This is a genomic window from Pseudothauera rhizosphaerae (assembly GCF_004801305.1).
Taxonomy (GTDB): Bacteria; Pseudomonadota; Gammaproteobacteria; order Burkholderiales; family Rhodocyclaceae; genus Pseudothauera; species Pseudothauera rhizosphaerae.
Genome location: NZ_SSOD01000005.1, coordinates 269,900 through 296,898 on the forward strand (window position 1 = coordinate 269,900; position 26,999 = coordinate 296,898).

27 protein-coding genes are annotated in these 26,999 nt (G+C 68.9%); 19 read left to right on the forward strand and 8 right to left on the reverse strand.

What is annotated here, in order from left to right; genetic code table 11:
• Positions 1-96: 96 nt before the first annotated feature.
• Genes E6O51_RS08630 through rsxA form a run of 7 tightly spaced genes read right to left on the reverse strand, consistent with a single transcriptional unit; the run spans position 97 to position 5,608 of the window.
• Complete coding sequence (locus tag E6O51_RS08630) at positions 97-378, reverse strand: RnfH family protein (RefSeq protein WP_136384569.1); 282 nt, start codon at positions 376-378, stop codon at positions 97-99.
• A gap of 23 nt (positions 379-401) precedes the next feature.
• The gene (locus E6O51_RS08635; RefSeq protein WP_136384570.1) at positions 402-1,148 is read right to left on the reverse strand and encodes an electron transport complex subunit E; all 747 of its coding nucleotides are present in this window, start codon (positions 1,146-1,148) and stop codon (positions 402-404) included.
• Between the two features lie 11 nt (positions 1,149-1,159).
• The gene (gene rsxG / locus E6O51_RS08640) at positions 1,160-1,807 is read right to left on the reverse strand and encodes an electron transport complex subunit RsxG (protein WP_136384571.1); all 648 of its coding nucleotides are present in this window, start codon (positions 1,805-1,807) and stop codon (positions 1,160-1,162) included.
• Entirely contained in the window at positions 1,804-2,877 is a 1,074-nt protein-coding gene (locus E6O51_RS08645) for an RnfABCDGE type electron transport complex subunit D (RefSeq protein WP_136384572.1), read from the reverse strand. Before E6O51_RS08645 ends, rsxG begins: the two co-directional genes overlap by 4 nt.
• Positions 2,874-4,424: an electron transport complex subunit RsxC gene (rsxC, locus tag E6O51_RS08650; protein WP_136384573.1), complete on the reverse strand. Its 1,551-nt coding sequence runs from the start codon at positions 4,422-4,424 to the stop codon at positions 2,874-2,876. The genes E6O51_RS08645 and rsxC overlap by 4 nt, the downstream gene beginning before the upstream one ends.
• 10 nt (positions 4,425-4,434) lie before the next feature.
• On the reverse strand, positions 4,435-5,001 hold the full coding sequence (locus E6O51_RS08655; RefSeq protein WP_136384574.1) for an RnfABCDGE type electron transport complex subunit B: 567 nt from the start codon (positions 4,999-5,001) through the stop codon (positions 4,435-4,437).
• 25 nt (positions 5,002-5,026) lie between these two features.
• Positions 5,027-5,608, reverse strand: coding sequence for an electron transport complex subunit RsxA (gene rsxA / locus E6O51_RS08660; RefSeq protein ID WP_136384575.1), 582 nt, complete (start codon positions 5,606-5,608; stop codon positions 5,027-5,029).
• A gap of 368 nt (positions 5,609-5,976) precedes the next feature.
• Here rsxA and nifL point away from each other — a divergent pair, with 368 nt between their 5' ends.
• The 14 genes from nifL (at position 5,977) to draG (ending at position 18,672) form a co-directional block, all read left to right on the forward strand.
• Positions 5,977-7,536, forward strand: coding sequence for a nitrogen fixation negative regulator NifL (gene nifL, locus E6O51_RS08665; protein WP_136384576.1), 1,560 nt, complete (start codon positions 5,977-5,979; stop codon positions 7,534-7,536).
• Complete coding sequence (gene nifA / locus E6O51_RS08670; protein ID WP_136384577.1) at positions 7,533-9,083, forward strand: nif-specific transcriptional activator NifA; 1,551 nt, start codon at positions 7,533-7,535, stop codon at positions 9,081-9,083. The genes nifL and nifA overlap by 4 nt, the downstream gene beginning before the upstream one ends.
• Positions 9,084-9,183: 100 nt before the next feature.
• Positions 9,184-9,756 carry an acyloxyacyl hydrolase gene (locus E6O51_RS08675; protein WP_168735227.1) on the forward strand — a complete coding sequence of 191 codons (573 nt, stop codon included), beginning with the start codon at positions 9,184-9,186 and terminating at the stop codon, positions 9,754-9,756.
• Between the two features lie 127 nt (positions 9,757-9,883).
• Positions 9,884-11,509 carry a methyl-accepting chemotaxis protein gene (locus E6O51_RS08680; RefSeq protein ID WP_136384579.1) on the forward strand — a complete coding sequence of 542 codons (1,626 nt, stop codon included), beginning with the start codon at positions 9,884-9,886 and terminating at the stop codon, positions 11,507-11,509.
• A 93-nt stretch (positions 11,510-11,602) separates the two neighbouring features.
• A complete protein-coding gene (locus tag E6O51_RS08685) occupies positions 11,603-11,872 on the forward strand; it encodes a PepSY domain-containing protein (protein ID WP_136384580.1) in 270 nt (89 codons plus the stop codon).
• 162 nt (positions 11,873-12,034) lie between these two features.
• Positions 12,035-12,673 carry a glutathione S-transferase family protein gene (locus E6O51_RS08690; RefSeq protein WP_136384581.1) on the forward strand — a complete coding sequence of 213 codons (639 nt, stop codon included), beginning with the start codon at positions 12,035-12,037 and terminating at the stop codon, positions 12,671-12,673.
• A gap of 200 nt (positions 12,674-12,873) precedes the next feature.
• The gene (gene nifB / locus E6O51_RS08695; protein WP_136384582.1) at positions 12,874-14,379 is read left to right on the forward strand and encodes a nitrogenase cofactor biosynthesis protein NifB; all 1,506 of its coding nucleotides are present in this window, start codon (positions 12,874-12,876) and stop codon (positions 14,377-14,379) included.
• 14 nt (positions 14,380-14,393) lie between these two features.
• Positions 14,394-14,684: a 4Fe-4S binding protein gene (locus tag E6O51_RS08700; protein ID WP_136384583.1), complete on the forward strand. Its 291-nt coding sequence runs from the start codon at positions 14,394-14,396 to the stop codon at positions 14,682-14,684.
• Entirely contained in the window at positions 14,672-15,109 is a 438-nt protein-coding gene (locus tag E6O51_RS08705; protein ID WP_136384584.1) for a thioredoxin domain-containing protein, read from the forward strand. Before E6O51_RS08700 ends, E6O51_RS08705 begins: the two co-directional genes overlap by 13 nt.
• Positions 15,106-16,395: an FprA family A-type flavoprotein gene (locus E6O51_RS08710; protein ID WP_136384585.1), complete on the forward strand. Its 1,290-nt coding sequence runs from the start codon at positions 15,106-15,108 to the stop codon at positions 16,393-16,395. Before E6O51_RS08705 ends, E6O51_RS08710 begins: the two co-directional genes overlap by 4 nt.
• 13 nt (positions 16,396-16,408) lie before the next feature.
• Complete coding sequence (locus E6O51_RS08715) at positions 16,409-16,696, forward strand: 2Fe-2S iron-sulfur cluster-binding protein (RefSeq protein ID WP_136384586.1); 288 nt, start codon at positions 16,409-16,411, stop codon at positions 16,694-16,696.
• Between the two features lie 49 nt (positions 16,697-16,745).
• Complete coding sequence (locus E6O51_RS08720) at positions 16,746-17,096, forward strand: 2Fe-2S iron-sulfur cluster-binding protein (protein ID WP_136384587.1); 351 nt, start codon at positions 16,746-16,748, stop codon at positions 17,094-17,096.
• A gap of 57 nt (positions 17,097-17,153) precedes the next feature.
• Entirely contained in the window at positions 17,154-17,729 is a 576-nt protein-coding gene (locus tag E6O51_RS08725) for a nitrogen fixation protein NifQ (RefSeq protein ID WP_136384588.1), read from the forward strand.
• Positions 17,730-17,733: 4 nt separating this feature from the next.
• Positions 17,734-18,672, forward strand: coding sequence for an ADP-ribosyl-[dinitrogen reductase] hydrolase (draG, locus tag E6O51_RS08730; RefSeq protein WP_230976737.1), 939 nt, complete (start codon positions 17,734-17,736; stop codon positions 18,670-18,672).
• Positions 18,673-18,852: 180 nt separating this feature from the next.
• Here the strand turns inward: draG and E6O51_RS08735 are convergent, their stop codons facing one another.
• Positions 18,853-19,443: a hypothetical protein gene (locus E6O51_RS08735; protein WP_136384589.1), complete on the reverse strand. Its 591-nt coding sequence runs from the start codon at positions 19,441-19,443 to the stop codon at positions 18,853-18,855.
• A gap of 558 nt (positions 19,444-20,001) precedes the next feature.
• Here E6O51_RS08735 and E6O51_RS08740 point away from each other — a divergent pair.
• From E6O51_RS08740 to E6O51_RS08760, 5 genes are all read left to right on the forward strand, one after another.
• On the forward strand, positions 20,002-20,763 hold the full coding sequence (locus E6O51_RS08740; protein ID WP_136384590.1) for a helix-turn-helix domain-containing protein: 762 nt from the start codon (positions 20,002-20,004) through the stop codon (positions 20,761-20,763).
• A gap of 192 nt (positions 20,764-20,955) precedes the next feature.
• On the forward strand, positions 20,956-23,112 hold the full coding sequence (gene aas, locus E6O51_RS08745) for a bifunctional acyl-ACP--phospholipid O-acyltransferase/long-chain-fatty-acid--ACP ligase (RefSeq protein ID WP_136384591.1): 2,157 nt from the start codon (positions 20,956-20,958) through the stop codon (positions 23,110-23,112).
• Entirely contained in the window at positions 23,109-24,374 is a 1,266-nt protein-coding gene (locus E6O51_RS08750; protein ID WP_136384592.1) for an amidohydrolase family protein, read from the forward strand. Before aas ends, E6O51_RS08750 begins: the two co-directional genes overlap by 4 nt.
• Positions 24,371-26,251 carry an MFS transporter gene (locus tag E6O51_RS08755; protein WP_136384593.1) on the forward strand — a complete coding sequence of 627 codons (1,881 nt, stop codon included), beginning with the start codon at positions 24,371-24,373 and terminating at the stop codon, positions 26,249-26,251. The genes E6O51_RS08750 and E6O51_RS08755 overlap by 4 nt, the downstream gene beginning before the upstream one ends.
• Positions 26,252-26,457: 206 nt before the next feature.
• Positions 26,458-26,994 (forward strand): flavin reductase family protein, encoded by a 537-nt coding sequence (locus E6O51_RS08760; protein WP_136384594.1) that lies wholly within the window; start codon positions 26,458-26,460, stop codon positions 26,992-26,994.
• Positions 26,995-26,999 lie beyond the last annotated feature (5 nt).

A 26,999-nucleotide genomic window follows, 5' to 3' on the forward strand; every position in this document is an offset into this window, starting at 1 on the left:
CGGGAACGGGCGCTTGGACCAAGGCCCAAGAGCTTAGCGCAGCACGGCCGGCGCGCTGAAACTTCTTGCGCCGGAGCGCTTCCCGGCGTGGCCGGCTCAATCCTCGTCGTCGTCGCCGCCGCCATCGCGCCGCGGCACCTGGGTGGGGTCGCAGATGATGGCGCGGTAGATCTCGACGCGGTCGCCGGGCTTCAGCGGCGCGTCGAGCTTGGTGACCTTGCCGAAGATGCCGACCTTCTGCGTTTCCAGGTCGATCTGCGGGAAGGTCTGCAGGATGCCCGACAGTTCGATGGCCTGCTGGACCGTGGCGTCGTCCGGCACTTCGATCCGCAGCCAGACCGGTTGGGCGACGTCGGCGTAGGCGACTCCGATGCGCATGGTTGTCTATCCTCCGGGTAGCGTCAGACTGCCGCGCCGCCGGCCGGCAGCGCGGGCTGGGCGGCCTTGCGTTCGGCCTTGCGCTTGGCGCCCTCCTCGATCAGGCGGTGGCCGGCGATCAGGAAGGCGATGACGAAGAAGGCGCCCGGCGGCAGGATCATCATCAGGAAGCCCTTGTAGTCGGGAATGACGGTGAACTCGAGAAAGGCGAACTGAGTGCCCAGCATCTGGCTGGCGCCGGCGAACAGCGTGCCGCTGCCGAGCACTTCGCGGATGCCGCCGAGGACCACCAGGGTGGCGGTGAAGCCCAGGCCCATGGCGAAGCCGTCGACTGCTGCGGCACCGACAGGATTCTTGCTGGCGAAGGCCTCGGCGCGGCCGAGGATGGCGCAGTTGACGACGATGAGCGCGATGAACAGGCCCAGCACCTGGTAGAGGTCGTACATCCAGGCGTTCATGCTCATGTCGATCAGGGTCACCAGGCTGGCGATCAGCACGATGAACACCGGGATGCGCACATTAGGGCTGACTAGGTTGCGGATCGAGGCGATCAGCACGTTGGAGAGCACCAGCACGGCGGTGGTCGCCAGCCCCATGCCGAGGCCGTTGGTGGCGCTGCCGGTGACCGCCAGCGCCGGGCACAGGCCGATCATCTGCGCCAGCACGGGGTTGTTGGACCAGACCCCGTCCTTGATCAGCGTGCCGTAGGCGGGGCCGGCGCTGCCGGCGGCGGGGGGCGTGGCGGGCGTCGCGGAACAGGCTTCGCTCATGGTGTCCGTCCTCAGGATCGGGGGGCGGCGGCCGGGGCCGGCGCCGGGGTTTCGCCGAGCATGGCGGCGCGCTGCCCGGCATAGAGTTCAAGGCCGCGCTTGACCGCCTTCACGACGGCGCGCGGGGTGATGGTGGCGCCGGCGAACTGGTCGAAGATGCCGCCGTCCTTCTTCACGGCGAACTGTTCCGGGGGCGGATTGCCCAGGAACTTGCCGTCGAAGGACAGCACCCAGGGGTGGCGGGCGACTTCGATCTTGTCGCCGAGGCCGGGGGTTTCGGTGTGGCCGGTGATGCGCACGCCGGTGATGCGGCCGTCGCGGTCGACGCCCATGACCAGGCTGATGGTGCCCGAGTAGCCCTTTTCGCCCATGGCGAACACCACGCCATTGACGGTGCCGTCCTTGCGCGCCCGGTACACAGTCACGTCCGCGCCCTTGTCGTCCTTGACCACCACGGTGTCGGCCATGAGTTCGTTGTCGAAGCTGTTCTTGGGCAGCACCTCGGCCAGAGCGGCCTGGGTCTTGCGTGCCTGGGCCTCGGCGATGCGCGGCGCGGCGCCCTGGTAGGCCACCGCCAGCGCGGTGCCGGCGACCGTGGCCACGACGGCCAGCGAGAGGCCCTGGTACCAGAGGGTGTCGAACTGATTGGCGATGTTCATCGTGCGCGGGCCTTCGCCGTTTCGGCAGGGTCGAGGGAGCGGCCGTCGCGCTTGCGACCGAAGATGCGCGGCCGGGTGTAGCGGTCGATCAGCGGGGCGCAGGCGTTCATCAGCATGACCGCGAAGGCGATGCCTTCCGGATAGGCGCCCCAGGTGCGGATGATCCAGGTCAGTAGCCCGCAGCCCAGGCCGAAGATCCACTGCCCGACCGGCGTGCTGGAGGAGGTGACGTAGTCGGTGGCGATGAAGAAGGCCGCCAGCATCACGCCGCCGGACAGCAGGTGGGCGACCGGGCCGAGATAGTGGTCCGGCGACACCGCGCTGGCGATGGCGGCGGGCACCGCCACGCCGGCCAGGAAGGCGAGCGGGATGCGCAGGCCGATCACGCCCTTGGCGACGAGGAAGACGCCACCGGCCAGCAGCAGCAGCGCGCTGGTCTCGCCCAGGCTGCCCTGGCGCGCGCCGACGCTGAAGCCCGTGGCGGAGTAGTGGCCGACGATGGACTGGTCGAGCAGGATGCCCTTGGTGGCCTCGGTCTTGACGTGGCCGAGCAGCGACGCGCTGCTCATGGCGTCCGGCACGCCGGGGCCGAAGGTGATGGCCAGCGCGTCGACGAAGCCGGGCAGGGCCTCGGGCGCAGGCAGCAGCCACTGGGTCATCTCCACGGGAAAGGAGATCAGCAGCATCACCCGTGCGGCCATGGCGGGGTTGAACAGGTTCTGGCCCAGGCCGCCGAAGAGATGCTTGGTGACGACGATGGCGAACGCGCTGCCCACCACGCCTATCCACCACGGCGCCCAGGGCGGCAGGGACATGGCCAGCAGCCAGCCGGTGAGGATGGCCGAGCCGTCATGGACCAGCCTGGCGGCGGAGACGCCGCGCACGCGGGCGCACAGGGCCTCGGCGATCACACAGGAGAGGATGGTGACCAGCCACAGATACACCGCGGGCCAGCCGAAGCGCCAGAACCCGGCCACCGTGGCCGGCGCCAGCGCGAGCAGGACCAGCCCCATGACGGCGCCGACGGAGCGGGCGCCGACGGCGTGGGGGGAAGACAGTACGGTGCTCATGTGGCGCTTTCCTCTTGCGTGGCCGCATCGGCGGCGGCTTTCTTCGCGGCGGCCTTGGCCGCGGCCTCGGCCTTGGCGCGTTCGCGCTCGGCCTTGCGCGCGGCGGCGGCGGCGGCCTTTTCCTGCGCTTCCCGCTCCATGCGCGCCAGGCGTTCCTCGGCCAGTTGCTTGGTGGCCTGCTGGCGCAGCTTGTTCTTGTCCTGGGACGTGAGTTCGCCCTTGGCGTAGTTGAAGTAATGCACCAGCGGGATGCGCGACGGACAGACGAAGGAGCAGGTGCCGCAGGCGATGCAGTCCTTGAGGCCGATGTCCACCGAGGCGGCGAGTTCGCCGGCGCGGATGCGCGCGGCCATCTCCAGCGGCAGCAGGCCCACCGGACAGGCGCCCACGCAGGAGCCGCAGCGGATGCAGGGGCCTTCGTCGCCGTGCTTGTTGCTCTCGACCACGGAGAGGGCGAGCACGCCGCTGGTGCCCTTGACGATGGGGGCGTCGGCGCGGGGCAGGATGGTGCCCATCATCGGCCCGCCCATGATGAGCCGCGTGGGCGGCGCGGTGAAGCCGCCGCAGTGCTCGAACAGGACCGAGATCGGCGTGCCGATCAGCGCCTCCACGTTGCGCGGCGCGCGCACCGCGCCGCCGGCCACGGTGACGATGCGCCGGGTCAGCGGTTCGGCGTGACGCACGGCGCGATGCACCGCGTGCAGCGTGCCCACGTTGTGCACCACCACGCCCACGTCGGCGGCGCGGCCGTCGGCCGGCGCTTCCAGCCCGGTCAGCATGTAGATGAGCTGGCGGTCGGAGCCCATCGGGTAGCGCGTGGGCAGTCGCACCACGCGGATTTCCCCGTGGTTCTTCGCCGCCTCCAGCATGGCGGCCATGGCTTCGGGCTTGTTGTCCTCGATGCCCACGTAGGCTTGCGTGGCGCCGGTGGCGTGCAGCACCAGGCGGATGCCGTCCACGATGCCGGCGGCGCGCTCGCGCATCAGGCGGTCGTCGCAGGAGAGGTAAGGTTCGCACTCGCTGCCGTTCACCACCAGGCTGTGGATCTTGCTGCGGCGGCCCAGCGCCAGCTTGACCGCGGACGGGAAGGTGGCGCCGCCCATGCCCACGACGCCCGCGGCGGAGACGATGTCCGACACCGCTTCGGGCGCCAGCGCAAAGGGATCGGCTGGCGGCTCGGCGGGGAAGAGTTCGTCCAGGCCGTCGGGCACGATCTCGATGCCGTTGCCGTACAGGCCGGACGGGTGCGGCATCGGCAGTTCGCCGATCTCGCGCACGGTGCCGGAGGTCGGCGCGTGGACGCCGGCCGAGATGTTGGCGGCCGGCTCGGCGATCAACTGGCCGCGGCGCACGCGCTCGCCCACCTTGACCAGCGGCCGCGCGGCGGCGCCCACGTGCTGGGACAGGGGCAGGATCAGGCGTTCGGGCAGCGGGCCGGCGGCGATCGCCACATCGGCAGTGGGACGCTTGTGGTCGTCGGCATGCACGCCCCAGCGCTGGGACAGCCAGCGCAGGAAGGGGACTTTTTCGAGGGTGGCGGTGGCCATGGTGCGGTTCTCAGGCGGCGGCACCGGCGGGTTGCGCGGGCCGGGAAGTGGTCTGGCTCTGGGGCTTGGGCCACACCCAGGTCTGGATGGTCGGGGCGACGGGCGACAGCGTGATGGCGCCGGTGGGGCAGGCGTGCTCGCACTTGGCGCAGCCGGTGCAGGCGTCGCGGATCACCGCATGGACCTGCTTGACCGCGCCGATGACGGCATCGGTGGGGCAGGTCTTGTAGCACTTGGTGCAGCCGATGCACAGCTCTTCGGTGACGCCGGCGATCTTCGGGCCTTCGTCCACCATGCCCGAGGTGTCCACCGTGACGCCGAGCTTTTCCGCGAGCACGAGCGCCAGCGCCTTGCCGCCCGGCGGGCAACAGGTGACCGGCGCCTCGCCGGAGGCGATCGCCGCGGCGGCGCCGGAACAGCCGGGGTAGCCGCACTGGCCGCATTGTGAGCCCGGCATCAGCGCCTCGATCTCGGCCACCATGCTGTCCGGCTCGACATGGAAACGGCGGGCGGCGACACCCAGTGCCACGCCGCAGAAGCCCCCGATCAGGGCGACGCTTGCGACTGCGATCAGCATCTTCGTGCTCCTTTTCCGCGCGGGTTCAGTGATTGGTGAGGCCGGCGAAGCCCATGAAGGCGAGCGACAGCAGGCCGGCAGTGACGAAGCCGATGGGCGCCCCGGCGAAGGCGGCCGGCACCGCGGTCAGCGCCAGGCGCTCGCGCAGGCCGGCGAACAGCACCATGGCCATCGTGAAGCCGAGCGCCGAGCCCAGGCCGTAGAGCACGCTCTGCACGAAGCCCGAGCCCTCGCCGGCGTTGAGCAGCGCGATGCCCAGCACCGCACAGTTGGTGGTGATCAGCGGCAGGTAGATGCCCAGCGCCTTGTAGAGATCGGGCGCGCTTTTCTTGATGACCATCTCCACGAACTGCACCGTGGCCGCGATCACCAGGATGAAGGACAGGATGCGCAGGTAGCCCATGCCCAGCGGCACCAGCAGCCAGTGCTCCAGCGCCCAGGTGAGCGCGCTGGCGAGCACCAGCACGAAGGTGGTGGCCAGGCCCATGCCCACGGCGCTGTCGATCTTGCGCGACACGCCCATGAAGGGGCACAGGCCCAGGAACTTCACCAGCACCACGTTGTTTACCAGCGCCGTTCCCAGCAGCAGCATCAACCACTCGTTCATCGCTTTCCTCGCCGACCCGTCCGCCGGGTCTCCACCTAGCGCTTTGCAGAACGCGTGCCACGCTGCGTTTTCATTTCAAGTGTTTGAAAACAAATATTTGCTGCGGTGCACCCCGAGGGCCGGCGTGTACCGAGTGCGTCATCCCCGCAACCATTGTCGCGATTCCCACAAATGTGCGGCCTGTGGCTGTTTACGCCCTGTTTACCGCCGCTTTATCGGGCGTTTACCGTGGGTGCATGCACCGCCGGCGGGGGTGGCCGGGACGGAATCAGGCGGCGGGTGGGCATGCACCGTCCCGGTGCGCACGATTGTAGGGTTTGGCACAACGCTTGCTTGATGTCCCACGGTCCGCACTGCACGAGATCATCATGCCCGCACCCGTACCGACACCCACGGCGTTCACCGATGCCGTCTTCCATTACGCGGTCGAACAGTCGGCGATCGCCATCTCGATCACCGACGAGAACGCCACCATCCTCTATGTGAACCCGGCCTTCTGTACGATCACCGGCTACGCGGCCGACGAGGTCGTCGGCCGCAACCAGTCGCTGCTGTCCTACAAGTCCACGCCCAAGGCGGTGTACCAGGAACTGTGGAGCGCACTGAACAGGGGGCGCTCGTGGACGGGGCGGCTGCTCAACCGGCGCAAGGACGGGCGGCCCTACGTGGCCGAACTCACGGTTACGCCGCTGCACACGCCGGAGCAGGGCGACGGCGGCACCCACTATCTGGGCATGCACTGGGACGCCACCGAAGAACACCGCCTGGGGCGCCAGCTCGCCAACCACAAGCAACTGATCGAATCGGTGATCTCGGTGGCGCCGGTGGCGGTGGCGCTGCTCGACGGCAACGGCAAGGTGGTGCTGGACAATCCCGCCTACCACCGCATCGCCATGGAAATGCGCGTGGCCGAACCGGCCCACGCGGTGATGAGCGCGCTGCAGCAGAGCCTGGGCGAAAGCTTCCACCACGCGGTGACCCACCGCCGCCCGCTCGCCAACCACGAGCTGCGCTTCGAGCGCCCGGGCGGCGGCGAGGTGCGCTGGTATTCCTGTTCGCTGACCTGGTTCGAGGAGCGCTCCACGCTGCCCGACGCCTTCTACGGCGACGACCGCACCGACTACCAGTTGCTGGTCATGCACGATATCAGTGCATCGAAGCGCCAGGAAGAGGCATTGCGCCTCGCGGCGATGCGCGCCGTGCTTTCCGAAGGCGAACTCAACCAGAGCCTGCGCGAGGCGCTCGCCGGCGCCATCTTCCAGTTGCAGGGGCCGGTCAACCTGATCTCGGCCGCCGCCGCGCTGCAGAAGCGCCGCGTCGGGCTGGAGGCGGGCGCCGATCCGCTCTCCCGCGCGCTGGCCGACGCCCAGTCCGCCGGCGAGCAGGCCATCGCCACGCTGCAGGCGGCCATGCCGCCGGAACCGCTCGAACCCAGCGGCCCGGTGAACCTCAACGAGGTGCTGCGCGACGTGCTGATGCTGGAAACCGACGCCCTGCTGTCGGCCGGCATCACCGTGGACTGGCACCCGGCGCACGTGCTGCCCTCGGTGCAGGGCGACCCGGCCGAACTGCGCAATCTCTTCCGCCAGCTCATCGGCAACGCCATCGAGGCCATGAACGTGCGCGGCTGGAGCGAGCGCGCCCTGTTCCTGTCCACCGCCGCCCACGACGGCCAGGTGGAGGCCGAGATCGTCGACACCGGCCCGGGCATTCCCGAGGAACTGCGGCTGAAGATCTTCGAGCCCTTCTTCTCCACCAAGCCCGCGCGCGGCGGCGCGCGCGGCGTGGGCCTGTCGCTGGCGCAGGAGATCGTCAGCCGCCACCGCGGCATCCTGGAGTTCGACCCCCACCACACCGGCGGCACGCGCCTGCGCGTGAGCTTCCCCGCCACCCGCAGCATGGCCCCGGCCGCGGAGGCGCACGGATGAGTTCGCCCCCCTCCACCGAGGCCGGCGACCTGCGCGTCGCCTGGCTCGAATCCGCCCTGGAAGCGCTCTACCGCGTCAGCCGCGTGCTGTCGCGCTCGCTGGAACTGCGCGAGACGCTGGCCGAAGTGCTGCGCGTGCTGGACGAGGAATGCGGCTTCAACCGCGCCCTGGTCACGCTCACCGAACCGGACGGCGAGGCCATGGCCATCTCCGCGCTGCACGGCGTGGATGCACCCTGTAGCCCCGATCTCCGCTGGCGCGCCGGTGAAGGCGTGATCGGCGGAGTACTGCAGCGCGGCCGTGCGCAGGTGGCGGAACGCCTCGCCGACGATCCGAACTACCTCGCCCAGCGCGGCATGTTCGACGGCGAGGCGCCCTTCATCGCCGTGCCTATCCGCGTCGGCCACGAAACCCTGGGCGTGCTCGCGCTGCAGCCGCCGCTGGCCGCCCGCGAGCGCCTGGAAGACGATGCCCACCTGGCCGAGATGGTCGCCAACCTGATCGGCCAGAGCGTGCATCTCGCGTTGCAGGTGCGCCAGGAGCGCCGCGACATCGCCGAGGAGCGCGACACCCTGCGCCGCACCGTACGCAACCGCTACGGCTTCGACAACGTGGTGGGCCACACCCCGCGGATGAAGCAGATCTTCGAGCAGGTGCGCCAGGTGGCCAAGTGGAACACCACCGTGCTGGTGCGCGGCGAGACCGGCACCGGCAAGGAGCTGATCGCCCAGGCCATCCACTACAACTCGCCGCGCGCGGCCGGCCCCTTCGTCAAGCTCAACTGCGCGGCGCTGCCGGAGAACCTGCTGGAATCGGAACTCTTCGGCCACGAGAAGGGCGCCTTCACCGGCGCGCTCACGCAGCGCAAGGGCCGCTTCGAGATGGCCGACGGCGGCACCCTGTTCCTGGACGAGATCGGCGAAATTTCCGCCTCCTTCCAGGCCAAGCTGCTGCGCGTGCTGCAGGAGGGCGAACTGGAGCGGGTGGGCGGCGCGCGCACGCTGAAGGTGGACGTGCGCGTCATCGCCGCCACCAACCGGGACCTGGAGTCCGAGGTGGAGCAGGGCAAGTTCCGCGAGGACCTGTACTACCGCCTCAACGTCATGCCCATCATGCTGCCGCCGCTGCGCGAGCGCGTGGAGGACATCCCCGAAATCGCCCGCCACCTGGTGGACAAGATCGCCGGCATCCAGGGCCGCCCCCTCACCATCACCGACAGCGCCCTGCGCGTGCTGCTGCACCACGGCTGGCCGGGCAACGTGCGCGAGCTGGAAAACTGCATCGAGCGCGCCGCGGTGATGAGCGAGAACGGCACCATAGACCGGGACCTGATCCTGATCTCCGGCATCGAGGAGCGCGTGACCCCGCTGCGCGGCGGCGGTGCCGTGAATCTGGACGATCCCGACCTGGACGAGCGCGAACGCGTCATCGCCGCGCTGGAACAGGCCGGCTGGGTGCAGGCCAAGGCCGCGCGCCTGCTCAACATGACGCCGCGGCAGATCGCCTATCGCATCCAGACGCTGAACATCAAGGTCAGGCAGATCTGAATCGGCTAAAATGCCCACCGTCGGCGCGACCCTGCACGGGCCGCGCCGACATGCGTATCGCCAATACCACCAATACCAACATCGCCGTTCCCCACTCCCGATGAACACCCCGCGCAAGACTTCCCGGACTTTCGCCGCCCCCTTCTGCCGCGTGCTGCTGGCCGCGGCCGTCGCCGCCTGCACGTTGCCCGCCGCGGCCCAGGACGGCCCCGAACTGGTGCTCAAGCACGGTCGCGTGGGCGGCGGCGGTTACCAGCGCACCGGCCTCGGCCTGCGCCTGGGCTCCGTGTGGGAGAACGACTGGGGCGGCTGGCATCTGAGCCTGCGTCCGGAGTTCGAACTGAGCCGCTTCAGCTACGACGGCAGCCGCGGCCGTCCCGACGACCGCCTCACCCAGGGCGGCGCCATCGGCCTGCTGCGCGCCTACCGCGGCAACGGCGGCACCCGCCCCTACGGCGAGGTCGGCCTCGGCGTGGCCATGTTCAGCGGCGACAGGCTGGGCAGCAAGGATATTTCCACCCACTTCCAGTTCTCCCAGCACCTGGGCGCGGGGCTGGAATTCTCCGGGCGCTGGAACCTGGGCCTGCAGTATTCCCACTACTCCAACGGCGACATCGAAAAGCCCAACGACGGCATGGACGTCTACCAGGTGCTCTTCGGCGTGCGCTTCTAGCCGCAGCTCTCCTCGCTCCGGCCGCCCTTCATCGGCCGGCAACAATCCAGTCAGACAATCGCCGCGCCGCGGGGCCGACCAAGGTGGGCACTCGCTGCGCGATCCTGTCTCACTGGAAGCGATACCCATGAATTCACTCAAGGTGGGCACCCGCGTGCTGCTGCTGAGCGCGGTGCTGCTGTGCTTTCTGACCCTCCTCGCGGTGCTCGGCCTGAAGAGCATGCACAGTTCGGTGGCGGGCCTGGAGACGGTCTATTCGGACCGCGTGGTGACGGTGCGCGACCTCAAGGTGGTGGCCGACATGTTCGCGGTCAACATCGTCAACGCCGCCTACAAGGCCAACAGCAGCCTGCTCACCACGGCGGCGGCCAAGGCGCGCATCGAAGAGGCCGAGCAGTCCATCGCGCAGCACATGCACGCCTACCTGGCCACGCGCAAGAATCCGCGCGAGGCGGCGCTGGCCGAGGAGATCGGCGCGCTGGCGGACGGCGCGGCCAAGCCCATCGCCGAGCTGAAGGCCCTGCTGGACAAGGAGGATTACTTCGGCCTCAGCCAGTTCATGGTGAAGACGCTGCCGCCAGTGGTCGATCCCATCTCGCAGAAGGTCTCCGATCTCATCGAACTGCAGCTCGACATCGCACGGGAGGAATACGAGGCGGCGCAGCGCCGCTACGTCGTCGATTTCTGGCTGATGGTGGTCGGCGGCGGGGCGGCGATGGCGGTGGGCATCGGCCTGTCCCTGGTGATCCGGCGCAGCATCCTGGCCCAACTGGGCGCGGAGCCGACCGCGCTGGCCCAGTCCGCGGCGGCGATCTCCGCCGGCCGGCTCGGCGCGCCGCAGGCGGCCGAGGCGCCCGCGGTCGGCGTCATGGCGTCGATCCAGGCCATGCGTATCAACCTGATCGACATCATCCGCGGCATCTCCCACAGCTCGGGCCACATCGACCACAACGCCGGCCGGCTGGCGGAGACCTCGGCGTCCGCGCTGCGCAGCACGCTGGAGCAGGGCGAATCCTCCACCCGCATGGCCAGCGCGATCGAGGAACTGTCGCGCTCCATCGCCCACATCTCGGAGAGTTCGTCCGAGGTGCAGCGCGCCGCCCAGGACGCGCGCGCCGCGGGCGACGACGGGCTGACGGTGATCGCCTCCACCATCGCCGGCATGGAAGAGATCGAGCGCGTGATCGCCGACAGCGCCCAGGGCATCGCCCGGCTCAACGAACAATCGCAGCGCATCGGCGCCATCGTCGGCGTGATCCGCGAGATCGCCGACCAGACCAACCTGCTCGCGCTCAACGCCGCCATCGAGGCCGCCCGGGCCGGCGAGCAGGGCCGCGGCTTCGCCGTGGTCGCCGACGAGGTGCGCAAGCTCGCCGAGCGCACCGCCGCTTCCACCACCGAGATCGTCGCCGTGGTGAATGCCATCCAGGACGGCATGGACGCCACCAACCGGCAGATCGCCGATGCCTGCGGGCAGGTCGGCGTCGGCAAGCAGCGCACGGCCAGCGCCGGCGCCGCCATGGAGCGCATCCGCGCCGCCATCCACGCCACCCTGCACGGCGTGAGCGGCATCACCGGCGCGCTGCAGGAACAGCGCAGCAGCAGCCGGGTGGTGGCCGAGCGGGTGGAGCAGGTCACCGCCTCGGTCGAACAGCTCACCGGCACCCAGCGCGAGGTGGGCGAGGCGGTCAGCGCGCTCAAGCAGCTCACCGTGGACCTGAACCGCATGATTGCGCGCTTCCAGCTCGCATAGGGCCTGTTTCGGTGTGTAAAGCCGCTGGGAGCGGTACTCCGGGGAAGGCATCATGAAAACATGTGTCACCCAGCCGACGACGGAGCCCCCGAAATGGACAACAAGAACATCATTGCCTCCTTTCTCCTCGCCAGTGCCGCCTTCTTCGCCGCGCCCCTGGAAGCGGCCGAGCGCCCGCCTTCCGACGCGCGTCCCCTGTCGGAAATCGTCGCGCTGCTCGAACGCAGCGGCTACGGCCCCATCGTCGAGATCGAGTTCGACGACGGGCGCTGGGAGGTCGAGGCCTACCGCCAGGGACGCAAGTTCGACCTGAAGGTGGACCCCCACAGCGGCGCGGTGCTGTCCGAGCGCCCGGAAGAGTGAGCCGGGGCTCAAGATAACCCGTTGCCTGCCGTAGGAGCGGGCTTGCCCGCGATGGGCGTCGTTGGCACCCGGAGCCGCCGCATCGCGGGCAAGCCCGCTCCTACGTTCGATCCATCGGCTTGCGGGCGCATTGACTTCGCCCTTTCCGTGCAGGAGGCTCCCGTGCAGCTCATCGGCATGCTCGATTCCCCCTACGTCCGCCGCGTGACGGTGTCCTTCGGGCTCCTCGGCCTGCCCTTCGAGCACCGGCCGGTGTCGGTATTCCGCCACTTCGACGAATTCCGCCGCATCAACCCGGTGGTCAAGGCGCCCTCGCTGGTCTGCGACGACGGCACGGTGCTGATGGATTCCAGCCTCATCCTCGAATACGCCGAGAGCTTTCCCGCCCGGCGCCGCAGCCTGGTGCCGGCCGATGCCGCCGGCCTGCTGCACGACCTCTACATCGTCGGCCTCGCGCTCGCCGCGTGCGAGAAGAGCGTGCAGCTCGTCTACGAGCGCCAGTTGCGCCCCGCCGAGAAGCTCCATATGCCCTGGGTGGAACGCATCTCCGGCCAGTTGCTCGCAGCCTGCACGGGGCTGGACGCGGCCTATGCGGCGCACCCGGTGCAGGTGGCGAGCGAGACCCTGACCCGCGGCGACGTGGCGAGCGCGGTGGCCTGGCATTTCATCCAGGCCATGGTGCCCGAGACGGTGCCGGCCGGGGATTTCCCGGCGCTGCAGAATCTTTCCGCCCGTGCCGAGCGCCTGCCCGCCTTCCGCGCCGCACCGCACGGCGAGGGCACGGTGCAGCCGGCCGAATGACCGGTCCGCGGACCGCCCGGCCGGGGCGGTACGATGGGGCACAAGTTGTACGTTGTCGTACACCCCACCCTGTGCGATAGCCGACACAATCTCCATCGTGCATAAAAAAACGGATATTTTTCATTGGCTTGAAGTTCATCTTCGGCTGGCACGCCCCTTGCGAACCCTGGGTCAGGACATTCGCCCAAAGGGGAACGACGATGGAACTCCCGGTCATCAGCAACGCCGCGCCGGAGACCGGCGGCGGCTGTAGTTCCAGCGGCTGTGGCAGCGCGCCGGATGCGCTGGCGCACCTGCCGGACCACATCCGCGCCAAGGTGCAGGACCACCCCTGTTATTCGGAAGAAGCGCACCACCACTTCGCCCGCATGCACGTGGCCGTGGCGCCGGCCTGCAACATCCAGTGCCACTACTGCAACCGCAAGTACGACTGTTCCAACGAGTCGCGCCCGGGCGTGGTCTCCGAACTGATGACCCCCGAGCAGGCGGTCAAGAAGACCCTGGCCGTGGCCGCCGCCATCCCGCAGATGAGCGTGCTGGGCATCGCCGGCCCCGGAGACCCCCTCGCCAACCCCGAGCGCACCTTCGAGACCTTCCGCATGCTGTCCGAGCAGGCCCCGGACATCAAGCTGTGCGTGTCCACCAACGGCCTGTCGCTGCCGGACTGCGTGGACGAGCTGGCCAAGCACAACATCGACCACGTCACCATCACCATCAACTGCGTGGACCCGGAGATCGGCGCGCAGATCTACCCGTGGATCTTCTGGAACAACCGCCGCATCCGCGGCGTGGAAGGGGCCAGGATTCTCATCGAGCAGCAGCAGAAGGGCCTGGGGATGCTGACGTCCCGCGGCATCCTGGTGAAGGTCAACTCGGTGATGATCCCCGGCGTGAACGACCAGCACCTCAAGGAGGTGTCCAAGATCGTCAAGGCCAAGGGCGCCTTCCTGCACAACGTCATGCCGCTGATCGCCGAGGCCGAGCACGGCACCTACTACGGCATCATGGGCCAGCGCGAACCCACGCCGCTGGAGCTGGAAGCCCTGCAGGACGCCTGTGCCGGCGACATGTCCATGATGCGCCACTGCCGCCAGTGCCGCGCCGACGCGGTGGGCCTGCTGGGCGAGGACCGGGGCGCCGAGTTCACCCTCGACAAGATCGACGAGATGGAGATCGACTACGCCACGGCCATGGTCGAGCGCGCCAAGGTGCATGAGCAGATCAACGCCGAGCTGGAGATGAAGCGCCAGTTGCGCACGGCGCCCAGGTTCCAGCCCGAGCTGGTGACCATCGAGCCGGCCGCGCCCGCCCTGCGCAACGTGCGCATCGCCGTGGCCACCAAGGGCGGCGGGGTCATCAACGAGCACTTCGGCCACGCCCACGAGTTCCTGGTGTACGAAGTCGGCCCCACCAGCGCCCGCTTCCTCGGCCACCGCAAGTGCACGCCCTACTGCATGGGCGACACCTCCTGCGGCGACGGCGAGACCGTGCTCGGCGGCATCATCCGCTCCCTGGAAGGGGTGGAAGTGCTGCTCGCCAGCAAGATCGGCTTCGAGCCCTGGAGCGACCTGGAGAAGGCCGGCATCCAGCCCAACGGCGAGCATGCCATGGAGCCCATCGACGACGCCCTGCGCGCGGTGTACGACGAACTGGCCGCCGCCGGCAAGCTCGATGCCACCGCCGGCAGCGCCCGCGCCGCCGCCTGAGGAGAAGAGCCGCCATGAGCCTCGTCATCAACGACCTGTGCGTGGGCTGCTACGCCTGCGAGCCCGTGTGCCCCAACAAGGCCATCAGCGCGCCGGTGGACCGCGGCCGCCCGGTGTTCTTCATCAACCCGGACAAGTGCACCGAGTGCCTGGGGGACCACGACCTGCCCCAGTGTGCCGAGATCTGCCCCATCGAATGTGCCATCGAGGATGAGTACGGTGAGCCGCTGAACCCGCCGGGTTCCCTCACCGGCATCCCGCTGCACCTGCTGGATCTCAACCGGGAAGGCGAATGTCGCACGTGACCTTCTGGTGGAAGCCCGGCTGCGCCACCAACACCCGCCAGATCGGCCTGCTGAAGGCGGCCGGCTGCACGGTGGAGGTGCGCGACCTGCTCACGGAGCCGTGGACGCCCGCGCTGCTCGCGGGTTTCTTCGGTGCGCTGCCGGTGGCCCAGTGGTTCAACCCGGCCGCGCCGGCGGTGAAATCCGGCGCCGTGGTGCCGGCCGCGTTCACCCCGGAAGCGGCGCTGGCGCGCATGGTGGAGGAGCCGCTGCTGATCCGCCGTCCGCTGATCGAGGTCGCCGGCCTGCGCCGCGCCGGCTTCGACCCCGGCTGGCTCGCCCTGCGCGGCGTGGTGCTGCCCACCGCCGACGTGCCCCAGGGCTGCGCCCACGGCGAAGCGGCGGTCGCGCCTTTCTGCCCGCCGCCCGGAGGCGCGCCGGGATGAGTGCCCAGGTCGCGGTCCTGCCCGGCCAGCCGGTCGCCATCGCCCCCGATGTGCACTGGGTGGGTGCGCTCGACCCCGGCCTGCGCCAGTTCGACATCATCCTGCGCACCGCCAACGGCACCAGCTACAACGCCTACGCGGTGCGCGGCACGGACGGCGTGGCGGTCATCGACACCGTCAAGGCCGAGTTCGCCGACGATTTCTTCGCCCGCCTGTGGGCCTGTTGCCGGCCCGACGAGATTCGGGCCATCGTCCTCAACCACCTGGAGCCGGACCACACCGGCGCCCTGCCGGCGCTGCTCGCCGCGGCCCCGCAGGCCCGGGTGTATCTGTCCACCGCGGCCATGCGGATGCTCAAGGGTATCGTCAAGGACGGCATCGACGAATCCCGCCTGGTGGTCGTGGACGAGGAAACCCGGGTGGACCTCGGCGGGCGCAGCCTGCGCTTCCTCTACACCCCCTACCTGCACTGGCCGGACACCCAATGCACCTGGGTGGAGGAAGACGGCCTGCTCTTCTCCGGCGACGTGTTCGGCTGCCACTTCTGCGACGCGCGCCTGTTCAACGACCGCGTCGGCGACTTCCGCTTCTCCTTCGACTACTACTACCAGCACATCATGCGGCCCTTCCGCGAGCATGTGCTGTCCGCGCTGGACCTCATCGAACCCCTGCCCATCCGCCTGATCGCCCCGGCCCACGGCCCGGTGCTGCGCGATTCGCCCACCCGCTACGTGCACCGCTACCGGCAGATGGCCGCGCCCCTGCTCGCCAACGAGGCCGGCGAGCGGGAGAAGACCCTGCTGGTGTTCTACATCAGCGCCTACGGCAACACCGCGCGCATGGCCCAGGCGGTGCGCGACGGCGCCGAGGGCGTGGAGGGCGTGCGCGTGTCGCTGTACGACCTCGTCAGCGGCGACTCCGTGCCCTTCGTGGACCTCATCGAGGAAGCCGACGGCCTGGTGTTCGGTTCGCCCACCATCAACGGCGACGCGGTCAAGCCGGTGTGGGAACTGCTGTCTTCCCTCGCCCTGGTCAAGGTCAAGGGCAAGTTCGGCGCCGCCTTCGGCTCCTACGGCTGGAGCGGCGAGGCGGTGGGCATGATCGAGGACCGCCTGCGCGGCCTCAAGCTGCGCGTGCCGCGCCCCGGCGTCAAGGTCAAGCTCATCCCCACCGACGAGGAACTGGACGCCTGCCGCGCGCTGGGCCGCGAACTGGCGGAACACCTGGTCGGCCGCTCCGCCCCCCGCCACATCGATTTCACCGCGCCCGGCGCACTCACCGCGTAAAAGGAAAACCACCATGCCCAAGGCCCAGGTCACTTTCGAGGACATCGGCGTCACCGTCACCGTGCCCGCCGGCACCCGCCTCATCGAAGTCTCGGAGAAGGTCGGCGCCGGCCTCACCTACGGCTGCCGCGAAGGCGAATGCGGCACCTGCATGATGAAGATCGTCTCCGGCGGCGAGCATCTCGCCAGCCCGTCGGTGCTGGAGGACAAGATCCTCAAGGAAAACTACGCCAGCGCCGGGAGCCGCCTGGCCTGTCAGGCCCAGGTGCTGGACGGCCACATCGTGGTGCGGCCCGGCTGATCCCCTTTCCCTCTGTCATTTCCATCAACGAACGTCTCCGGAGGCTGCAATGCCCAACGTCACCTTCTCCAGCCCGATCCACAGGGACAAGACCGTCTACGCCGTGGCCGGCTCGCACACCCAGACCATCCTCAAAATCGCCAAGGACAACCACATCCCCATCGACTTCTCCTGTGAGGACGGGGAGTGCGGCACCTGTATGGTCAAGGTCACCGTGCTCTCCAACAAGGGCGCGATGGCCGGTCCCCTCACGGACAAGGAGATCGTCGTGCTCAAGGAGCACAAGAAGATCACCCAGGAAGAAATCGACGCCATGCGCGTGGACGACGTGTCCCACGCCCGCTGGCGCCTGGCCTGCCAGTTGATCCTGCGCGACGAGGACCTGCTGGTCGAATACTGAAACGCCCTGCCGGCACCCGTGCGGGTGCCGGCCCGCAACGCAACGGGAGCCACCGCCATGCTCGCACCGCTCACCCACCGCCCCTCGCCCGCCCGCGTGGCGCTGCACGCCCATCTCATGAGCCATGCGGCCGGCACGCCCGGCGACGAATTCTTCGCCCACCTGATCGCCGGATGGACCCTCGGCGACGGCATGCTGCCGGCCGACCTGGGCCTGGGCGCCGAACGCTTCGCCGCCCTCATCGCCCGCCACTTCCCCGGCCTGGTGTGGCGTCCCAGCGCGGACCTGGCCCCGCGTCCCGAACTGTTCCCGGAATTCGAAGACCTGGTGCGCTTCCTCGCCGCCGAAGCCGACCCCGCCCAGCCGGGCGCGGCCGACATGGCGGTCGTCCTCGCCACCGCCTGCATGGGCGCCGAACACCTGTGGCAGGACCTGGGCCTGCCCTCCCGGCGGGAACTGTCCCAGCTCATCGCCCTCAACTTCCCGGCGCTGGCCGCGGCCAACACCCACGACATGAAGTGGAAGAAGTTCCTCTACCGCGAACTGTGCCAGCGCGAAGGCATCTACGTATGCACCTCGCCCAGTTGCGAAGCCTGCAACGATCTCGCGCTGTGCTTCGGGCCGGAGGTGTGAAGGTTTGGCCGGCCGCGACGACACCCTGCCGCCCGACCCCGCGCGCCTGATCGACCGCGCCTGCGGCGCCATGCTGGGCCTCGCCATCGGCGACGCCCTGGGCGCCACCGTGGAATTCATGACCCCGCGCGAGATCGCCGCCCAGTACAAGGTGCACGACCGCATCCGCGGTGGCGGCTGGCTGCGCCTGTCTCCCGGCGAAGTCACCGACGACACCACCATGAGCTTCGCCCTCGGCCGCGCCTGGCTGGCCGCCGGTCGCGCTCCCAGCGCAGAGCAGTGCGCCGAAGCCTTCGACGCCTGGATGCGCGCCAAGCCGGTGGACATCGGCAACACCGTGCGCCGTGGCATCGTGCGCTGGCGCACCCACGGCACCGCCCAGGCACAGCCTTCCAACGACGCCGGAAACGGCGGCGCCATGCGCTGCCTGCCCGCGGCGCTCGCCACCTTCGGCGCGCCGGAAGAGGAAGTCGTCTCCGCCGCCCTCACCCAGGCCCGCGTCACCCACCACAACCCCCACACCGACCTGGCCACCATGGCCCTCGTCCGCATGGTCCACGCCGCCCTCGCCGGCCGCGGGCTGGGCGGCGTGCTCGCCTGGGCGCATGCGCTGGTGGCCGAACAACCGGACTTCGCCTTCCGCACCAAGCGCTGCGAAAACCCCACCGGCTACATCGTCGACACCATGCGCGCGGTCTGCCAGGCCATCGACACCAACGACGGCTTCGCCGCGGTGCTCATCGACGTGGTCAACCGCGGCGGCGACGCCGACACCACCGGTGCCATCGCCGGGATGGTGATGGGCGCGCTGGTGGGCGAAACGGCCCTGCCGGCGGAATGGCGCCGGGCGGTGAAGGCCGAGGTGCGGGGGGAGGCGGTGCGTCTGGCCTGCGGGTTGATCGAGATGTCGCCCGCCATGCGGAGCGCCGCCGTCGCCGCGTAACGGCCCCCGAACTGTAGGAGCGGCCTTGCCCGCGATACGCCCCGTGATATAGACCGCGCAGGGCGCAATAACCAAAGGGCATTGCGCCGAATAGCCGCTTGCGCCCACGTTCGCACGCGGCGCAATACGGCTGGCGCCGATCGCGCCCTACGCGGGCTGGTTACCTCCTCCAGGAATCCGTCATGGTTCGTAGCGGTTCGGTATCACGAAAACCACTCCTTCCACCGAGACCCGGAGCGTTCCGTTCAGGGCTTCATCGCGCCATGAACTGCCGGTAGAGCGAAGTCGCGCGATCTCCTCGGCGGAGACGGTCATGGTGCTCTGCAGGGAGGCAATACCCAACTTCTCCCTCATCAAGCTGTCCAGGTTGTCCACACTCGCGTTCTGCGGATAAGGCAACTCCTCGATCTCGGCCTTCTCCCCAATGGTCCGGATCTGCCAGAGTTGGCTTTCCGTCATCCACAACTGATAGGTGTCGGGCCTCATGGCGTCGCTTGCCGTGGCGATAGACGACATGGACAGGATTCCGCCACCCGGGGGTATCTTCATGCGCTCGCCGGCGCTCCTGAAGAAACTGAACTCCCTCGTCTCCGCAGACCGCTCCACCACCTGAGCCTCTTTCGGACTCTCGACCCGGGGCGGCGTTGTTTCCATCGTCAAAGATGTGACCAAATGCGGCATGACAACCGCCACGGTGATTGCCCAAACAAGAACAAGGGCGACAGCGAAACCTGCGCCGAAAACAAACCCTTCGAGGAGCTTCTTCAACATTGTTGGTCGTCTATAGCTGGTGAGGTGGAGCTGAACGACGCTGCGCGGTTCTGTTGCGTAGCGTTCAGCGAAAGCAAGACGCGAGATTGAGCGTCGAGTCCGACGTTCGGTCAGGAAACCAGCTAGTCACCTGTCCCTCCTACTGAGAAACCGGAAGTCTTCCGACTTAGGCGTCCGGCTCGGTCCGCCTTGCGATTGCAGGACGGTAGTCTGCACTACCGGCTATGTCAAACGGTTCTTCAGATATCCGGTGCTTGCGCCGCAAGCAACGGAAATCATGGAAAGCTCTAGTCGATCTTGCCGATGCATCCCCATCCTGCGTTTGTTGCGCCCAAGCACGTGGGACGCTATGCGACGGGCCGCGGGACGGGCGCAAACGGGAAGGGGAGCGACGGCGGTTCGGCTACGGATTCGTCTCTGTGGGGTCTGGACTACGCGCCAAGGAATGGTCAGCGACGACGCGTAGTATCGTATGGCGATACTTATGACGAATTATGTGCAATGAAGTATGCGGACGAATATCCTCCGCCCATCTTCAATGCCGCTACACCCACCCTCATGAGCACTTCCGCCGATCTCGTCGCCGCCCTGAAGACCGAACTGCGCGACGCCCGCATCACCTATGCTGAACTGGCCGGCCGCATCGGGCTGGCCGAATCCACGATCAAGCGCATGTTCGCCCGCAGCGGCGACATGCCCCTGTCCCGCGTGGATGAAATCTGCCGCGTGCTGGGGCTGGATTTCGCCGATCTCGCCCGCCGCGTGGCCGATAGCCGACCGCTGCTGTCCGAACTGACGCTGGAGCAGGAACAGGCCGTGGTGGCCGACCGGCGCCTGCTGCTGGTGGCGATCTGCTGCATGAGCCAGTGGAGCGCGGAGCAGATCGTCGGCACCTACCGCATGGACGCGGCCGAATGCACTGGCCACCTGCTGCGCCTGGACCGCCTGGGCATCATCGAGTTGCGCCCGTTGAACCGCTACCGCCTGCGCGTGGCCAAGGGCTTCCGCTGGCGCGCCCACGGGCCGGTGATGAACTACTTCCGCAATGATGTGCTGGACGACTACTTCGCCGGGGGCTTCGACGGGGAGGCGGAGATGCTCACCGTGGTGCATGGGCAGATCGGCATGGGGCTGGCCAACAGTTTTCGGGAGCGCCTGGCGCGCATCGGTGAGGACTTCGCTCGCCAGCACATAGCCGACCAGAAGCTGTCTGCCGCCCAGCGGCGCCCCTACACGCTGGTGATCGCGATGCGGTCGTGGCTGATGGCGGCGTTTAGGGATTTGAAGCGACCGGATGTGGCGTGGCCGGATGCTTCATAGAGTGCGTTCCTCCCCCTTCAAGGGGGAGGTTAGGAGGGGGATGGGTTTCGGTACTGCGCTGCTATAGACCCATCCCCACCCCAGCCCTCCCCTTGAAGGGGAGGGGGCAGAGCGCACCGCCCTTCGACAAGCTCAGGGCGAACGGTGGAAGCGACCCACCGCCCGTACAACCAACCAACCCGGAGCCTCACCATGTTCCGAACCCTGCTCAAATCCATCCTGCACGCCATCGCCCGCGTGCTCTTCCGCGTGCGCGTCGAAGGCCGCATGCCCGCGCCCACGGACCGCCTGCTGGTCATCGCTAATCACGAATCCTTCCTCGATGGCCTGCTGCTGGGCCTGTTCCTGCCGCTGGACCCGGTGTTCGTGGTGCACACCACGGTGGTGAAGAAGCCGCTCTTCCGCCTCGCGCTCGCGCTGGTGGACCATCTGGCGGTGGACCCCACCAGCCCGATGGCCATGAAGCGCGTCGTGCGCCTGCTGGAATCCGGCCGGCCGGTGGTGATCTTCCCGGAAGGGCGCATCACCACCACCGGCAGCCTGATGAAGACCTACGATGGCCCAGCCTTCGTCGCCGCGCGGACCGGGGCGACGCTGCTGCCGGTACGCATCGACGGCGCGGCGCACACTTATTTCTCCCGCCTGGGCGGGCGCCATCCGCGCCACCTGTTGCCGCAGATCAGCCTCTACATCCAGCCCACCACCCGTATCGGGATGCCCGCCGCGCCCAGCGCGAAGGAGCGCCGCCGCAAGGCCGGCGAGGCCATGCGCCGGGTGATGCAGGAGATGATGTTCGCGACCCGCCCCCGCCAGACCCTGTTCGACGCCTTGCTGGACGCTGCGGCCATCCACGGTGCCAAGCGCGGGCTGGTGGAGGACCTGAAGCAGCAGGAATACAGCTACGGCGAGTTCCTGCGCATGGCGCTGGCCCTGGGCCGCCTGGTGGCGCGCCGCACCGAACCCGGCGAGAACGTCGGCCTGCTGCTGCCCAACTTGGCGCCCACGCTGGCACTGGTGTTCGGCCTCGGCGCCCAGCGCCGGGTGCCGGCCATGCTCAACTACACGGCCGGGGTGGATGGCCTGCAGGCCGCCTGCACCGCCGCCTGCATCCGCACCGTGCTGACCTCCCGCGCCTTCGTGGAGCAGGCCAGGCTGGCCGACAAACTCGCGGCGCTGGAGGGCATGCAATTCCTCTATCTGGAAGACTTGCGCGCTTCCATGACACTCACCGACAAGCTGTGGCTGGTGCTGTGGGCCGCGCGCTTCCCCCGTGCCGCCACCCATGCAGGTGATGCGGAAGACCCGGCGGTGATCCTGTTCACCTCCGGTTCCGAAGGCAAGCCCAAGGGCGTGGTGCTCTCCCATCGGGCGCTGCTCGCCAACATCGCCCAGATCCGCGCGGTGGTGGATTTCTCGGTGGAGGACAAGGTGCTGGACGCCCTGCCGCTCTTCCACTCCTTCGGCCTCACCGCCGGCGGCCTGCTGCCGGTGCTGTGCGGCGCCCGCGTCTTCCTCTACCCCAGTCCGCTGCACTACCGGGTGATCCCGGAGCTGGCCTACGACCGCGCCTGCACCGTGCTTTTCGGCACCTCCACCTTCCTGGGCAACTACGCCAAGCACGCCCACCCCTACGACTTCCACCGTCTGCGCTACGTCATCGCCGGGGCGGAGAAGCTGGCCGAGCCGGTGCGCGAGCTGTGGTTCGACAAGTTCGGGCTGCGCATCTTCGAAGGCTACGGCGCCACCGAAACCGCGCCGGTGATCGCGGTGAACACCCCCATGGCCTTCCGCCGCGGCACCGTCGGCCAGGTGTTGCCCGGCCTGCACGCCCGGCTGGAAACGGTACCCGGCATAGCCGACTGCGGCGGGCGGCGCGGCATGCTGCACGTGAGCGGCCCCAACCTGATGAGCGGCTACCTGCGCGCGGAAGCGCCGGGCGTGCTGCAGGCGCCGGCCTCCTCCTTGGGCGAAGGCTGGTACGAGACCGGTGACGTGGTGGAGATGGACGAGGAGGGCTTCCTGCGCATCGTCGGCCGGGTCAAGCGCTTCGCCAAGATCGCCGGCGAGATGGTGAGCCTGGAAGTGGTGGAGAAGATTGCCGCCGCCGCGTCGCCCGCCGCCCAGCATGCGGCCAGCAGCCGTGCGGACGCGGCCAAGGGGGAGGCGCTGGTGCTGTTCTCCACCGACCCCGCGCTGACCCGCGACGCGCTGGCCGCCGCCGCGCGCAACCTGGGGGTGAGCGAACTGGCGGTGCCGCGCCTCATCGTGGTGATGGATGCCCTGCCGCTGCTGGGTACGGGCAAGATCGACCACGTCACCCTCAAGCAGAAGGCGGAGGCGGTGCAATGAAGGCGCAGGCTTCCTTCTCCCCCGTCCGCCGCCGCTGGCTGCGGGCGGGACTGGCGGCCGGTGCCCTGGCGGCTGCCGGCGGTGGGGCGGCGGTGCTGGCCCAGCCGAGGGTCTTCAACCCCTGCCTGTCCGACCTGCCGCCGGAACTCGCCGGCCATCCGCTGGTGGCTGCGGCCTGGGCCGGGGTGGACCCGGCGCTGGTGTGGGACTGCCACGCCCACCTGGCCGGCACGGGCGACGGGGGACACGGCATCGAGATGTCCCCGGACATGCTGAGCCCGCTCAACCCGATACAGTACGTGCAGCGCCTGTTCTACCTCAACGCAGGCTGCGTGCACGAGGCCCCGGGCCGCGTGGACGACAGCTACGTGGAGCGCCTGCACAACCTGAGCGACGGCATGGCTCCCGGCTACAAGACCATGCTGTTCGCCTTCGACCGGGCGCATGCGGAAGACGGCACGCCCCTGCCGGCGCAGACCGCCCTTCATGTGCCCGACGCCTACGCCCGCGACGTCGCGCGTGCCCGGCCGGAACGCTTCGAATGGGTGTGCTCCGTCCATCCGTATCGCGCCGATGCGTTGGACGCCCTGGCACAAGCGGCAGCGGAGGGCGCCCGCGCAGTGAAATGGCTGCCGCCGGCCATGGGCATCGACCCCGCCAGCCCCGCCTGCGACCGCTTCTACCGCGCCCTGGCCGAACTGGACCTGCCGCTGATCACCCACGTGGGTGAGGAGCAGGCGGTACATGGCGCCGGCCGCCCGGAATGGTCCAACCCCCTGCGTCTGCGCCGCGCGCTGGACCAAGGGGTGCGGGTAGTGCTGGCCCACTGCGCCACGGTGGGCGAGGACGTTGACCTGGACCGGGGCGAGGCTGGCCCGCGGGTGCCCAGCTTCACGCTGTCCGTGCGCCTGATGGGCGAGGATCGCTACAGGAAACACCTATTCGGCGACATTTCCGCCATCGTGCTGCGCAACCGCCGCCTGGAAGTGCTGCGCACCGTCATCGAGCGCGAGGACTGGCATCCGCGCCTGCTCTACGGCACCGACTATCCGCTGCCCGGCATCCTGCCGCTGATCTCGCCCGCCGCACTCGCCCGCGCCCGGATGCTGGACGAATCGGCGGTGCCGGTGCTGGAAGGCATCCGCGCGCATAATCCGCTGCTGTTCACCTTCGTGCTCAAGCGCCACCTGAGCAGCCGCGGCCACCGCCTGCCCGCGACGGTGTTCGAAACCCGCCGCTTCTTCGACCGGAGCATTGCATGAGTTCCCAGTTCAAACTGATGCGGGAACGCCGCTTCCTGCCCTTCTTCATGACCCAGTTCCTGGGCGCGTTCAACGACAACTTCTACAAGAACGCCCTGGTGGTGCTGGTCACCTTCCAGGCCGCGCAACTCACGGACCTGCCGGCAGGCGTGCTGGTGAACATCGCCGCGGGGCTGTTCATCCTGCCCTTCTTCCTGTTTTCCGCCACCGCCGGGCAGCTCGCCGACAAGTTCGAGAAGAGCCGGCTGATCCGTTATACCAAGCTGCTGGAAGTGGTGCTGATGCTGCTGGCGGTGGTGGCATTCGCCCTGTCGTCGGTGAACCTGCTGCTGATCACGCTGTTCCTGATGGGCACCCAGTCGGCCATCTTCGGCCCGGTCAAGTACGCGATCCTGCCGCAGATGCTCGCCGAGCATGAGCTGGTGGGCGGCAACGCGCTGGTGGAATCCGGCACCTTCCTCGCCATCCTGCTGGGCACCATCGTCGGCGGCCTGCTGATCGCCGTGCCGGACGGCCCCGCCTGGGTGTCGGCCGGCGTGGTGGCCGTGGCGGTGCTGGGCTACCTGGCGAGCCGGGCCATCCCGCCCGCGGCGGCGGCCGATCCGCACATGAAGATCGACTGGAATCCGGTCAGCCAGACCTGGCAGATGCTGGGCTTCGTGCGCGAGAACCGCACGGTCTTCCTGTCCATCCTGGGCATCTCCTGGTTCTGGTTCTACGGCGCGGTGTTCCTGTCCCAGTTCCCCGGCTTCGCCGCCACCGTGCTGGGGGGCGACGAAAAGGCCGTGACCCTGCTGCTCGCCGTGTTCTCGGTGGGCATCGCGGTGGGGTCGCTGCTGTGCGAGCGCATGTCGGGCAAGCAGGTGGAGATCGGCCTGGTGCCCTTCGGCTCCATCGGCCTCACCGTGTTCGGCCTGGACCTGTGGTGGGCCAGCCCGGCGCTGGAAGCGGGCGCCGCGATGCGGCCGCTCTCCGAACTGCTGGCCCAGCCCGGCACCTGGCGCATCCTGTTCGACCTGGTGATGGTCGCCCTGTGCGGCGGCTTCTACATCGTGCCCCTGTATGCCCTGGTGCAGAGCCGCTCCGCGCCTTCCCACCGCTCCCGCATCATCGCCGCCAACAACATCCTCAACGCGCTGTTCATGGTGGTCGCCGCGGCCATGGGCGCGGGCCTGCTGGCTGCGGGCGCCAGCGTGCCGCAGCTCTTCCTGATCACGGCGCTGCTCAACGCCGCGGTGGCGCTCTACATCTACACCCTGGTGCCGGAATTCCTGCTGCGCTTCATCGTCTGGCTGCTGGTGCACACGGTGTACCGCCTGCGGGTGGAAGGCATGGAGCACGTGCCCGAGAAGGGGCCGGCCATCATCGCCGCCAACCACGTGAGCTTCGTGGACGCGCTGATCATCATGGCCGCCTGCCGCCGGCCCATCCGCTTCGTCATGGACCACGGCATCTTCCGCTGGCCCGTGATGTCCTTCGTGTTCCGCGCCAGCCGGGCGATCCCCATCGCCTCGCCGAAGGAGGACCCGGCCATGACCCGGCGCGCCTTCGACGAGGTCGCCGATGCCCTGGAAGCCGGCGAACTGGTCGGCATCTTCCCGGAAGGGCGCATCACCGACAGCGGCGACATCCAGCCCTTCCGCCCCGGCATCGGGCGCATCGTCGCGCGCACCCCGGTGCCCGTGGTGCCCGTGGCCCTGCGCGGCCTGTGGGGCAGCTTCTTCAGCCGCAAGGACGGCCGCGCCATGACCCGACCCTTCCGCCGCGGCGTGTTCAACCGCATCGAACTGGTCGCCGCCGCGCCGGTGGGGCCGGGGGAGGTGACGACCGAGGGCTTGCAGGCAAAGGTGGCGGCGCTGCGCGGGGAGTGGCGCTGAAACGCCGGCATCGGCCTTGCTGGCTTCGGCTTCGCTCAGCCAGCGGATGCCGGTCGTTCCGCTCCCTGAGCGGAGTCGAAGGGAGCACTTCCGCCCCCCGTTCTTCCCTTCGCACGAAACCGTGGAACCCGACCTTGCAGCCGGCGGCAAATGGACAATGATGTAAACATGCACCCGCGGACCGCCGGGGCGAGGGGAGAACCACGATGGCCAAGCGCAGCTTCCCGCTTTCGAAGGTGTACGGCCTGCTCGAACCCGGCCCGGTGGTGCTGCTCACCACCGTGAGGGGCGGCGTGCCCGATGTGATGACGCTCTCCTGGCACGTCATGCTGGAATTCGAGCCCCCGCTGGTGGGCGTGGTGCTCAGCGACCGGGACTACAGCTACGACAGCCTCGCCGCCAGCCGGGAATGCGTGATCGCCATCCCGACGGTGGATATCGCCCACGCGGTGGTGGGCTGCGGCAATACCTCCGGGCGCGACACGGACAAGTTCGCCGCCTTCGGATTGACCGCGCTGCCCGCCAGCCAGGTGGCCGCGCCGCTGATCGCCGAATGCCAGGCCAATCTGGAATGCCGGGTGGTGGATACGACGCTGGTGGCGCGCTACGGCTTCTTCGTGCTCGAAGTGGTGAAGGCCTGGATCGACCCCGCCCGCCGCGGCCAGCAGACCCTGCACCATCGCGGCTACGGCGACTTCATGGTGTCCGGCACCACCATCCGCCTGCCGTCGCGGATGCGCTGAAGGAC